We start from the raw sequence: 12616 nt of genomic DNA, 5'->3' as shown, positions 1-12616 counted from the left end.
TCAAGAAATCACCCATCGCGGTGATTTTTTTATAAAAGTTAAAAAATTAGGTGATTTTTAACTCAGGTTTGTCTATAATCCGCCACCTGCCCTCGTTACTCCACCGAATTTGGGTGGACGATTTAAACCAATTTCAGCTCGAAGGGGCTTTGAAATGGTCATTGTGTTGATTGCATGAGCAGTCAATATTGAGACAGAATTTTAAACATTGGGTTTTTGTAAAATGAAGACTACATTTACTGCTACACCAGAAACAGTCACTCGTGACTGGTTCGTCGTTGATGCTGAAGGTAAAACTTTAGGTCGTATCGCTACTGAAATTGCTACTCGTTTACGCGGTAAGCATAAGCCAGAGTATACTCCTCATGTTGATACTGGCGACTACATCATCGTTATTAACGCTGAAAAAGTTGCTGTGACTGGTAACAAAGCTAAAGGCAAAGTTTACTACTCACATTCAGGTTTCATCGGTGGTATTAAGCAGATTACTTTTGAAAAGCTGCAAGATCATAAGCCTGAAATGATTATCGAGAAAGCAGTTAAGGGTATGTTACCAAAAGGTCCATTGGGCCGTGCTATGTTCCGTAAGCTTAAAGTTTACGCTGGCACTGAACATAACCATGCTGCACAACAACCTCAAGTTCTTGATATCTAATACGGGAGTAAGCTAATGTCTGCAACTCAGTACTACGGCACTGGCCGTCGTAAAACATCAACTGCTCGCGTATTCGCTAAAGCAGGTAGTGGTCAAATCGTTGTTAACCAACGTCCACTAGATGTATATTTTGGTCGTGAAACTGCTCGTATGGTTGTTCGTCAACCTCTAGAGCTTGTTGAAATGACTGACAAACTTGACATCTATGTAACTGTTAAGGGCGGTGGTATCACTGGCCAAGCAGGTGCAATTCGTCACGGTATTACTCGTGCATTGCTTCAGTTAGACGAAGCTCTACGTCCTTCTTTACGCGGCGCTGGTTTCGTTACCCGTGATGCTCGTAAAGTTGAGCGTAAGAAAGTTGGTCTACGTAAAGCACGTCGTAAGCCACAATTCTCAAAACGTTAATTCGTTTTTGGAATTCAAAAAGCCCAGCTATATGCTGGGTTTTTTATTGCCTATTTTTTAGTATTTAGCCTGACGATGCGAAATGATAAGTGTGTTACTGATTTTGTGTTTTAGTGGTCTTGATGTTATTGGCGCAACAAAAATGATGGAGTGAATAATGGATTATCAAATGCTAATGTTAGTAATTGGCACGGTTTTAGTTATAGAGGGCGTAGGGCCACTATTATTTCCTGAACAGTGGAAAAAATATTTAGCCGAGATTTCACTGCAAAATAAGAATGTTCTCAGGAGGTTAGGTGGATCTTTAGTCTCTGCTGGCGTCGTACTATTAATAATTTTCGCATAAAATACTTGCAATATACCCCCAAAAATCTGTTAAAATTCGCCTTTATACCGCAACCTTGCAGCAGACGATGGGCAAAAACGTAGTAGTACTCGGCACTCAATGGGGTGACGAAGGAAAAGGTAAGATTGTCGACCTTCTAACAGAACAGGCAAAATATGTAGTTCGTTACCAAGGCGGCCACAATGCTGGTCATACTCTTGTTATCGACGGCGATAAAACAGTACTTCATTTGATTCCATCAGGGATCTTACGCGACAATGTGAAATGCATTATCGGTAATGGTGTAGTGCTCGCTCCCGATGCTTTGATGAAAGAGATCAACATGCTTAAAGAGCGTGGTGTTCCTGTCGAAGAGCGTCTTCTTATTTCAGAAGCATGTCCACTAATTCTACCTTTCCATTGTGCTCTTGATGTAGCTCGTGAAAAAGCGCGCGGCAATCAAGCTATCGGTACAACGGGTCGTGGTATTGGTCCAGCTTATGAAGATAAAATTTCTCGTCGTGGTCTTCGCGTCGGTGATTTGTTCAATGCTGAACTTTTCGCTGAAAAGCTAAAAGAAGTGATGAAATATCACAACTTTATGCTGACAGAATACTATGATTGTGAAGCAGTTGATTATCAAAAAACGCTTGAAGATGCATTAGCGATTGCTGATTATCTTAAGAGCATGTGTACTGATGTTACTGAATTACTTGATACTGCCCGTAAGGCGGGTGAGCCAATCTTGTTTGAAGGTGCTCAAGGGACATTACTTGATATCGACCATGGTACATACCCATATGTGACTTCATCAAATACTACAGCAGGTGGCGTAGCTACTGGTTCTGGTTTTGGTCCTCGTCACTTAGATTATGTTTTAGGTATCATGAAAGCTTACACCACTCGCGTAGGTGCTGGTCCATTCCCAACTGAACTTGAGAATGAGATTGGTGACTACTTAGGTCATAAAGGCCAAGAGTTTGGTGCTACCACTGGTCGTAAACGTCGTCCAGGTTGGTTGGATGCAGTGGCAATGCGCCGTGCAGTTCAAATCAACAGTGTAAGCGGCTTCTGCCTAACAAAGCTTGATGTTCTAGATGGCCTAGAAGAAGTTAAGATTTGTGTTGGTTACAAGTACCCAGATGGTACTGTTGAAACTGTTACTCCACTAGCAGCCGAAGGTTACGAGCAGGTGACACCTGTTTTTGAAACTATGCCTGGCTGGACTGAAACAACTTTCGGTGCGACGTCAATTGAGCAACTGCCACAAGCAGCACTTAATTACATCAAGCGCATTGAAGAGTTGCTAGAAGCACCTGTTGATGTTATTTCAACGGGTCCTGATAGAAATGAAACAATCGTATTAGTTAATCCATTTAACTAACACATTGAAGGCCGCTAAATTAGCGGCCTTTTTATTGTGTTGTTAACCTGATTAGCCTAACTGAAATTTATAATCGAAATATCGCTGTCATCCTCCAGTTATCTTCGTTACTTTTCCAATCTAATATTGATTTTCTTTATCATTTTTATCCGCTAATAACCTTAGTTTGTGCAGTTAATACTCAAGAATTGAGCTATAATGCCGATGCATAGAGTAACTATAGTGTCATTGAGAATTGTTATGCTGCGATTAAGTTTGGTCATCTTCTGTTTTATTCCTTATCTTGCTGTTGCTGAACTTGCTTCAGTAGATATCTATAGTGATGAACAGTTATTGACATTAATTCGTACTGATCGATATTTAGAGCAAGTGCAAACCGATGATTGTCAGTTAGTGCAAGATATTGAAGCAAGAGCTGAAATTTTAAAGCAGCCCATGTATCAGTTTTTATGGGGCGAAATGCTTAACCATGGTGTGTGCGTACCTAAGCATGCTTCTCGTGGTATGAAACAATTACAAATTGCTGCAGAGCAAGGTAGCGCAGAGGCGATGCTAAAACTGGCCGAATATTACTATCACGGCAAAATGGTAGTTAAAGATAAGAATCGTGCTGTGCAGTATGTGATGCCTGCAGCTGCCAATGGTGATGTTCCAGCACGACTTATGTTAGTTCGCTTATTTAGCGAAGGTTATGGTAGCCCTGTAGACTATAAGTTAGGTTACCATTGGTTATATAACAGCGTATTTAATGATGAAGCAACGCAAAAACAAGCGACTTCATTATTGCAGAATTTAGCCGCTAAGATGCCCGCCAGTATAGTAGAGCGAGCTCAGCAGCCACAGCTGCATTAAACGCGAATACTCCAAAGGTGGAGTAAATTATTTGGAAATTGAATGATCAACGATCCTCATTTTGAGAGAGAGCAAGACAAGTACGAAAACCCAATCCCTAGCCGTGAATACATCTTAGAGTATTTACGCGCACAGAAATCCCCAGTGACCCGTGAGCACATTGCTAAAGCACTTAACATGGTCGATGAAGATCATCTTGAAGCGTTAAGAAGACGTTTACGTGCAATGGAGCGAGACGGACAACTTGTTTATACCCGTGGGCATAGCTACGGATTACCTGAAAGAATGGATTTAATTTCGGGCACCATTATTGGTCACCGTGATGGCTTTGGATTTTTTAAATCTGATGAAGGCGGTGACGATTTATTTATCAATAATCGTGACATGCAAATGTATTTCCACGGTGACAAAGTACTGGCACAAAAAGCAGGTTCAGACAGACGTGGTCGTCGTGAAGCACGCATCGTCAGATTAGTACAAGAACGGACTGCGCCCTTAGTTGGTCGCTATCACGTTGATGCAGGTATGGCATTTGTCATTGCCGATGATAGACGTATTACTCAAGAAATATTAATAGCAAAAGAAGATGCCAACGGCGCTCGTGCGGGTGACGTTGTCGTGGTTGAGCTCACTCGTCGACCTGGCCGCTTTGTAAAAGCTGCTGCGAAAGTGACGGAAGTTTTGGGTAAGACCATGGCGCCGGGTATGGAAATTGAAATTGCACTGCGCAATTACGATTTACCGCATAAATGGTCGTCAGTTATTGAGAAAAAACTCAAACGTATTCCTGATGAAGTCCCTGAGTCTGATAAAAAAGGCCGTGTTGATTTACGCCATTTACCGTTAGTGACTATTGATGGTGAAGATGCTCGAGATTTTGATGATGCAGTGTATGCAGAAACAAAACCAAGTGGTGGCTGGCGTTTATGGGTAGCGATTGCGGATGTGAGCCACTATGTGCGCACTGATTCAGCATTAGATGAAGAAGCGAGAGCGCGTGGTAACTCTGTGTATTTCCCATCGCAAGTTATTCCAATGTTGCCTGAGAAAATTTCGAACGGCTTATGTTCGCTAAACCCGCATGTTGACCGTTTATGTATGGTTGCGGAAATGACGATTTCTGCTGCTGGTAAACTATCGGGTTACAAGTTTTATCCTGCGGTCATGCATTCTCATGCTCGGTTCACTTATACCCAAGTTGCTGCCATGCTTGAAGGTGGTGAGATTGCGCCTGAGCACGAAAGCTTATTCCCACATCTTCAATGTTTACAATCACTGTATTTAACATTGAATGAACGTCGAGCTGAGCGTGGTGCGATAGCATTCGAAACGGTTGAGACACAGTTTATCTTTAATGAGCAACGTAAAATCGAAGCTATTGTGCCGAGAAGTCGAAACCAAGCGCACAAGATTATTGAAGAGTGCATGATCCTTGCTAACGTAGCTTCTGCTAAATTTGTTAAAAAGCATAAAGGTGAAGTGTTATATCGAGTTCATGAAGCGCCATCAGAGACTAAATTAGCCAATTTCAAAGAGTTTTTAGCTGAACGTGGCCTGTCGATGAATGGTGGTGATGAGCCTACACCATCAGATTATCAAGATGTGATGCTGAAAATTGCTGATAGGCCAGATGCAGAGTTAATTCAAATTATGTTGCTGCGCTCTATGCGTCAAGCAGTATATAGCCCGGATGACGATGGTCACTTTGGTCTAGCATTAACCGAGTATTCGCATTTTACATCGCCTATTCGTCGATATCCTGATTTAGTCTTGCACCGCGTGATCCGCTATTTATTAGCAGCCCAAGAGGGCAATGTTAAGGACAAATGGACCCCTGAAGGTGGCTACCATTACGATCTTGATGAGCTAGATAAGTTAGGTGAAGAGTGTTCAACCACTGAACGCCGTGCTGATGAAGCGACACGTGATGTCAGCGATTGGCTTAAGTGCGAATACATGCAAGATCATGTTGGTGATGACTTTGAGGCTGTTATTGCCTCTGTCACGAGTTTTGGCTTATTTGTCCGATTAAAGGATCTTTATATTGATGGCTTAGTTCATATTTCAAGTTTAGTGAGTGATTACTATCAGTTTGATCCTATGCGTCAGCGTTTGATTGGTGAAAACACCAAGAATGTATATCAAGTCGGTGATGAAGTGAGTGTTAAAGTTGCTGCGGTTAATCTAGATGACCGACAAATTGATTTGATTATGCTTGGCGATCATGGAAAGAGTCGTAAAAAAGCTAACCGCAAGCCATTAACTGCTCGTGAGCGTGCAAACCTTGAAGGGGCTAAAGTCGGAGCGGGTAAATCGAGTCGTGACAGCGAAGCGACGACCGAAAAAGGCAAAAAGAAGCGTGGTTCTAGTAGCAAAAAAACACGTTCTAATACTGCGGCAAAACGAAAAAGTACGAGTAAACCAGCTAAAGGCACTTCCGCCACCGCTGCAAAGAAACCATCAAAAGCAAAGCGTAAGAGAAAATAAGTAAATGAAAAAACAAGATATCATTTTTGGCATCCATGCAGTTGAAGCTTTGCTACGCAACGCACCTGAGCGCATTATTGAGCTATGGGCTTTACAAGGCCGTGAAGATGAACGTGTATTGCCGTTAATTAATTCGGCGACACAGTTTGGTGTGTCGGTGCAACGTTCAAGTCGCAAAGTACTTGATGACAAATCTGCCAGTAGTCAACATCAAGGAATTGTTGCACGGGTTAAGCCTGCAAAAATCTTAACTGAAAATGATTTAGACGTATTACTTGAAAAAACTGATCAAGCCTTTTTATTAATATTAGATGGCGTAACGGATCCACATAATTTAGGTGCTTGTCTTCGTAATGCGGATGCCGCAGGCGTACAGGGCATTATTGTGCCGAAAGATAATTCAGTTGGGTTAACTGCAACCGTGAGTAAGGTTGCTTGTGGTGCTGCTGAAACCATCCCATTATTTCAAGTGACTAACCTTGCTCGTACCATGCGTCATATTCAGCAGAAAGGTGTTTGGATTATTGGTGCGGCAGGTGAAGCGGATTGCGAACTGTATCAAGCAGACTTAAAAGGGTCATTAGCGATTGCAATGGGCGCAGAAGATAAAGGACTACGTCGTTTAACTCGTGAAAGTTGTGATTCGATAGTCTCGATTCCAATGGCTGGAAGTGTTTCAAGCTTGAATGTATCAGTAGCAACCGGTATTTGTTTATTTGAAGCAGTGCGTCAACGCAAAGCATAAAATGAACTGAAAATGCGATACGACGAAAACGGGCTTAATGCCCGTTTTTTATGCGATAAAAATCGTAAATGGATTTACTGGAAAGTATAGAGAAGATTGAACGTGGTAATCGTATCGGTTTTGACACTGTCTTCTGGAACCACTGCTGTGTATCTGACGTTCACACCAATTTTGAATGCCCAATCCTGCAAGAAAGTATTTTTGTAGCTCAAGTCTAGCGTCAGGGTATTGTTATCTTCACCGACTTCAGAGGTTAAGTCTGCATTTAAGCTGGTGTACTCTTGCAGCTTCACTGAATACTTGGCTGCGGTACGTAAAATAATATCTTGGTTAGCATCAGGGTTTAAGTCTGAATCTGTGGCTTTAGGTAAATCATAACGAAAACCTGGACCCACCTCTAAACTGAGCTTTGTTTGATAGTTGGAGATAATATCAAAACCGTAACCAGATGAAATGGTCATTAGTTTGGTATAACTACCAAAATCGTCCCAGGTGAATTCACCCCGTCCAAAAATATAACCACTGTCTAATTTATAACTTGATTGGGCATAAACGTCGTACTTTTCAGCTGTCGTCGACTCATCATCAGCTGCGTAATAGACTTTGAAAGTCAACTCTTGCCTAGCTTTTTCTGTGTCGTAATTTAAGTAAGTACGGCCATTAAAATTCTGCGATTTATTGTTACCGGTATTTAATTGCATTCCAGCTTCAATTTCAGCATTAAAGTCGCTTGGTGGCTCTTTGTAATCTGGCGGTACTAATGCCCAGACTGGCGTTGAGGCGAGCAGGGTGGAAGTTAACATGACGACTTTTTTCATTACGCTTTTCTATGAATTATGATTGTGAACGCCTGAAATACGGATGAAGCGACATAATACCTGTAATCGAGTTAGCTGCAAAGCGCTCAGACATGCCAATTTCCCTTAAGGTTTTATAATATGGGGCAGTGCTTAGTTATCAATCTGATTGCAAAGTAAAAAACCGAGGTGTTTACAAGGAAGGGAAGATAACTATTGAACATTGATAACAGCAGGGTTTCCCCTAAACGAAGTGAATCACAAATCTAGCTTGAACCACTAGAAATATTACTTGAGTTTGCTGTTGTGTTTCTGTACTATGTCGCGCTCAAATCAGTCATTTAATTTCGTTCCTTGCCTCCAACTTGGTCTGACTGAGCCACACGTGAGGCTAATTAACCGTAAGGAGCAATAAATGCGTCATTATGAAATCGTATTTATGGTTCACCCAGATCAAAGTGAACAAGTCCCAGGTATGATCGAGCGTTACAGCAGTGTAATCACTGATGCTAACGGTACTATCAGCCGTCTAGAAGATTGGGGTCGTCGTCAATTGGCTTACCCAATTCAAGACCTACATAAAGCTCACTATGTTCTTATGAACGTAGAAGCAACTGCAGAGTCTATCGAAGAGTTAGAAACAGCTTTCCGTTTCAATGACGCTGTTCTGCGTAACATGGTAATGCGCACTAAAACTGCTGTTACTGAAGCTTCTCCAATGGCTAAAGCAAAAGATGAGCGTGATTCACGTCGTGCTCCTACTGCTGCACCAGCTGCTGAAAAAGAAGTAGAAGCAAGCGCTGAAGAATCTGCTGAATAATTAGTCTGTGATTAATCACTTAGTATTGGCCGGAACGATAACTCGTTCTAAGCGTTTTGAAAGTCCAAGCGGGATACCTCATAAGGTCATCACGTTAGAGCACAAAACACAGCGGTATGAAGACCAAATGTTACGTAACGTTTATTGTCTCATCCAAGTCATATTAAGTGGCCAACGCTTTAATAGCGTTACAGAAGAATTAAAAGCAGGCGTGCAGGTCCAAGTTGAAGGGTTTATCTCTATGCAGCAAGGACGAAATGGCCAAAATAAATTGGTTATGCATGCCGAAAATGTCGAATTGAAAACTTAGGAGACTGTCAACATGGCACGTTATTTCCGTCGTCGCAAGTTCTGTCGTTTCACCTCTGAAGGTGTTGCAGAAATTGATTACAAAGATATCGTTACTTTAAAAAACTACGTAACAGAAAGCGGTAAGATTGTTCCTAGCCGTATCACTGGTACTAGTGCTAAATATCAACGCCAACTAGCTCGCGCGATTAAGCGTGCTCGTTATCTTTCTCTACTGCCATACACTGATTTACATCAGTAATCGCAGTATTAAATCAGAGGAATTAGATAATGAACGTTATTCTGCTTGATAAAATCGCTAACCTTGGAAACCTAGGTGACCAAGTTTCAGTTAAAGCTGGTTACGCACGTAACTTCCTTTTGCCACAAGGCAAAGCTGTGATCGCAAACGACGAAAACGTTAAAGTTTTCGAAGCACGTCGCGCTGAATTAGAAGCTAAATTAGCTGCTGAATTAGGTGTTTGTGCTGCGCGCGCTGAAAAGCTTGCTGCATTAGAAGCTGTTGTTATCGCTTCTAAAGCTGGTGACGAAGGTAAACTATTCGGTTCAGTTGGTACTCGTGACATCGCTGATGCAGTAACTGCTGCTGGTGTTGAGCTTGCTAAAGCTGAAGTACGTCTACCTTTAGGTGCTTTACGCACTTTAGGTGACTTCGAAGTTGAAGTTCAACTTCACACTGAAGTTAAAGCTGTTGTTAAAGTTTCTGTTGTTTCAGAAGACTAATAACAATTTGCTTTAAAGAAAACACCGCCAATTGGCGGTGTTTTTTTATGTCAAAAAAGCATAAAAAAGCACGAGGGGGAGTTCCTCGTGCAGTTTAATAAGAAAGTGTATTTTTAAAGGTTAGAACTTCACACTTGCACTGAACTCAACATAACGTGGTGTTTGATAACCAGTAATTGTGCCAAAATCAGTATCTATGGTACCTGGACTATTTAGCTCATAGGTTTCCACTTGACGAGTTGTTGCCGACGAGTCGAATACGTTATAAATATTCGCTTTTAGCAAAACGTCTAACTCAGACACTTGAATCATATAAGACGCCGATAAGTCTAAACGGTAAACCCAGTCGGTACGACCATCGCTTCCTCTAGGATTAAAGTCATAAGAAGTACCATCAGAGTTTAACGTGTAGTAAGTATCACCATATGTTGGTTGTCCGTTTGGATGCCCAACACCAAACTTATTCAATGGACGCCCAGACTCAACAGTAAAGTTTGCGCCCACGGTAAAGTCGTCGGTAATGGCATATGCACCATATATTTTAAACATATGACGACGGTCATTAGGCAAGTAACCATCAGCCCCATCCATTAGCTCAGGAAAGTCGAAGTCTTGTGTTAAACCCGCATCATCCTGCGCATTATCTGATTTAACTAAGCCTTCAGTATTGCCATAACTTTGCGACCAAGTATAAGTCGCACTCATACTCCAATCGTCAGTCCATGCACGATTTAAGGTCAAGTCGACAGCGTTGTAAGTTCTTTCTGCCTCAGGGTAGCCTAGCTCGGAACCAGGTATTGTGACCGTTTTGTCTAGGGTGTGCTCAGCATCACAATCAGAATCAACTGCAACAGTCATATCTTCGCCAGGGTTGCCTAATACATATCCGCCTCCACCTGGGTGTGAACAACCGTATTTAGCTTCTGTCCAATGACTGATGGTCATATCATCGATAGCACCATTTAGCTTACGTTGCGTCCCTTTTATGCCCCATGACCAGTCTTCGTTTAGCATGGCTTGATAGCCAATAATAATTTCATCTTGATACATAGGGTCTAGATCTTGATCAACAATACCTGCTGTATCAGGAACGGTGCCGTCAGCTAAGTATTCGTCATCACCGATTTGTGCTCCTAAATTCGGAGTAGGGACTTGAATACCATTTATTTCTTGGTCAGTGGTGCCTTCTAGCACGTAATATTTACGAACATCATATTCGTTACCCGCTAAACGAACGTTAGTATTACTGGCTACAGGTAAGAAGTAGCGACCGACGTTAGCAAATAATTTTGATTCACCATCACCGTTGATATCCCAAGAAGCGCCTAAGCGTGGCGCAAACATGTCATCAATTTTCACAAAACTCTCACCTTCAGAGTTTTTATTGTTGAATGAATCCCAGCGAAGACCGAGTGAGAGGGTAATATCATCGGTAACTGTCCAAGTATCTTCAATATATAGCGCTGATGAATTTACTTCGAAGTCACCACCGACAGTTCGCTCCCTTGAACGAGCATATTCGGTTACGCCATCAGGTACTATGCCGCCGTTTGGAAGTTCTGTTCCTGGTGCCGTGTCGTAATAGAACCAATACACTCCATCTGGTCCTGAGTAGTATTGATTACTGCTTGAGGTATTGATTTCTTGATCGTAACCGAAGTTAATGACGTGATTGTCCGAAACAAACCATTCAAAATCTGCACGGAACTCTTCACGCTTGTCACTGCCTTCTTCTTGGAAATAGTCGGCGGCAGAAGCACAGCCACGTGATACTTTAGGGGCAGATGCCCTGCGGTCATAAATAAGGTTACAGTCTTCGGCGATGTTGCTTGAAGATGTTAGGTTATATTCATTGACACCATAAAGTAATCTCGCACTAAACGAGTCGGTTAATTGCCCTGTATAAGCAAATACATAGTTATCACCACCAGATTTGTCGATGCTAACAGACGTCTGATCGCCGACTTTTTTGTTTTCGTAGTCATATAAATGGTTACTTGATTCATCGTCAGACTTATCCGAGAAACCTGTAAATTCAAGCGTGTGGTTTTCGGCAATATTCCAATCAAGTTTTAGCCCCCAGAATGGGTTATCTGATTTAACTGAAGAAAAGGTTGTTCCTCTGTCAGCTACATATTCTTCTTTCTCTGAACGAGGTTGGTACATCGCATAGAAAAACAGCTTATCTTGAATAATTGGGCCGGATGCATATACATTACCTTCAACATTGTCATAGTAGTCTTCAGCATTATAGTTGTAGATGTCACCGTTCATGTCGTAACTGTTCGGAGAGTCAGATCTAAGTGCATCAGGGCGGTATCGAATATTGCCGCCAAACTCCCAGTTATTTGAACCGCGCTTTGTTACTGCGTTGACTACACCACCGGTTGAGCGACCGAATTCTGCTCCATAACCACCAGTCTTGACTTCAAATTGCTCGTAAAAATCAAACGGTACATTTGAGAAGCCGAGTCCATTACGGAAGTTTGTGACATTTAAACCATTAATAAAAAATGCGTTTTCAGCTACAGATGCACCACCGAAAGAGGCAAAGTTACCAAATCGGCCGTCACCCCGTGTTGTACCAGGTGCAAGAAGCGCGACACTGGTAATATCTTTAGGTAATGGTAGGCGTTCAATTTCAACTTGTCCGATAACCATAGTCGCTTCGGACGACGTTGTATCTATTGATGCGATACGGCTTGAGCCTGTTACTTTTAGGCGCTCCATTCCTTCAGGATCAAGGGAAGCTTCAACATTGGAGTTACTACCGATTGCTACATTGACATTCTCAATCACTTCATCTGCATAACCATCAGCAGAGATTGTGATGGTGTATGCACCAATTGGGAGGCGTGGGATCCGATATTTACCATTTGAATCAGACTGGATGGTTCTTGTTAAGCCTGTATCTTGGTTTTTAATTATGATACTAGCGCCAGATACCGCTTGACTGGTTTCTGATGTAACAGAACCTTGAATTGAACCATCGGTATTACTTGCTGCTAGAACTGGCGTACTGATTGTAAATAAGGTGGAAATAGACATTGCGATAAGCGAGCGCTTAAATGTCTTGTTTTTCATTGTCATCCTGACTTTTCCTTATAATGA

The 12616-nt window shown here is 42.0% G+C and carries 13 protein-coding genes; 11 read left to right on the top strand and 2 right to left on the bottom strand.

Annotation, left to right across the window (positions count from 1 at the left end):
- The first annotated feature begins 223 nt into the window (after positions 1-223).
- The 7 genes from rplM (at position 224) to rlmB (ending at position 6856) form a co-directional block, all read left to right on the top strand.
- Positions 224-655, top strand: a complete 432-nt coding sequence (rplM, locus tag ACGEDC_RS05500) for a 50S ribosomal protein L13 (RefSeq protein WP_055023464.1) — start codon at positions 224-226, stop codon at positions 653-655.
- A gap of 15 nt (positions 656-670) precedes the next feature.
- A complete protein-coding gene (rpsI, locus tag ACGEDC_RS05495; protein WP_055023463.1) occupies positions 671-1063 on the top strand; it encodes a 30S ribosomal protein S9 in 393 nt (130 codons plus the stop codon).
- Positions 1064-1220: 157 nt separating this feature from the next.
- A complete protein-coding gene (locus ACGEDC_RS05490) occupies positions 1221-1409 on the top strand; it encodes a DUF2065 domain-containing protein (protein ID WP_055023462.1) in 189 nt (62 codons plus the stop codon).
- A 67-nt stretch (positions 1410-1476) separates the two neighbouring features.
- Entirely contained in the window at positions 1477-2772 is a 1296-nt protein-coding gene (locus tag ACGEDC_RS05485; RefSeq protein ID WP_394496962.1) for an adenylosuccinate synthase, read from the top strand.
- Between the two features lie 204 nt (positions 2773-2976).
- Positions 2977-3624 carry a tetratricopeptide repeat protein gene (locus ACGEDC_RS05480; protein WP_197495541.1) on the top strand — a complete coding sequence of 216 codons (648 nt, stop codon included), beginning with the start codon at positions 2977-2979 and terminating at the stop codon, positions 3622-3624.
- Between the two features lie 42 nt (positions 3625-3666).
- Positions 3667-6111 (top strand): ribonuclease R, encoded by a 2445-nt coding sequence (gene rnr / locus ACGEDC_RS05475; RefSeq protein WP_192021600.1) that lies wholly within the window; start codon positions 3667-3669, stop codon positions 6109-6111.
- A 4-nt stretch (positions 6112-6115) separates the two neighbouring features.
- A complete protein-coding gene (rlmB, locus tag ACGEDC_RS05470; RefSeq protein ID WP_055023458.1) occupies positions 6116-6856 on the top strand; it encodes a 23S rRNA (guanosine(2251)-2'-O)-methyltransferase RlmB in 741 nt (246 codons plus the stop codon).
- A gap of 74 nt (positions 6857-6930) precedes the next feature.
- Here the strand turns inward: rlmB and ACGEDC_RS05465 are convergent, their stop codons facing one another.
- Complete coding sequence (locus ACGEDC_RS05465; protein WP_394496959.1) at positions 6931-7674, bottom strand: DUF481 domain-containing protein; 744 nt, start codon at positions 7672-7674, stop codon at positions 6931-6933.
- Between the two features lie 394 nt (positions 7675-8068).
- Here ACGEDC_RS05465 and rpsF point away from each other — a divergent pair, with 394 nt between their 5' ends.
- The 4 genes from rpsF to rplI are packed head-to-tail and all read left to right on the top strand — an operon-like array spanning position 8069 to position 9505.
- The gene (gene rpsF / locus ACGEDC_RS05460) at positions 8069-8473 is read left to right on the top strand and encodes a 30S ribosomal protein S6 (protein ID WP_055023456.1); all 405 of its coding nucleotides are present in this window, start codon (positions 8069-8071) and stop codon (positions 8471-8473) included.
- A 7-nt stretch (positions 8474-8480) separates the two neighbouring features.
- Positions 8481-8783: a primosomal replication protein N gene (gene priB / locus ACGEDC_RS05455; RefSeq protein ID WP_055023455.1), complete on the top strand. Its 303-nt coding sequence runs from the start codon at positions 8481-8483 to the stop codon at positions 8781-8783.
- A gap of 12 nt (positions 8784-8795) precedes the next feature.
- Positions 8796-9023: a 30S ribosomal protein S18 gene (gene rpsR, locus ACGEDC_RS05450; protein ID WP_055023454.1), complete on the top strand. Its 228-nt coding sequence runs from the start codon at positions 8796-8798 to the stop codon at positions 9021-9023.
- 29 nt (positions 9024-9052) lie between these two features.
- Positions 9053-9505 (top strand): 50S ribosomal protein L9, encoded by a 453-nt coding sequence (gene rplI / locus ACGEDC_RS05445; RefSeq protein WP_055023453.1) that lies wholly within the window; start codon positions 9053-9055, stop codon positions 9503-9505.
- 120 nt (positions 9506-9625) lie between these two features.
- On the opposite strand, the gene ACGEDC_RS05440 is transcribed toward rplI, so the two are convergent.
- Entirely contained in the window at positions 9626-12589 is a 2964-nt protein-coding gene (locus tag ACGEDC_RS05440; protein WP_394496955.1) for a TonB-dependent receptor, read from the bottom strand.
- Between the last annotated feature and the right edge of the window lie 27 nt (positions 12590-12616).

The sequence above is a fragment of the Shewanella sp. ENK2 genome, assembly GCF_043568515.1.
GTDB lineage: Bacteria > Pseudomonadota > Gammaproteobacteria > Enterobacterales > Shewanellaceae > Shewanella > Shewanella japonica.
The sequence above is the reverse complement of the archived record's forward strand: the minus strand, read 5'-3'. Positions and strand labels throughout refer to the sequence as shown.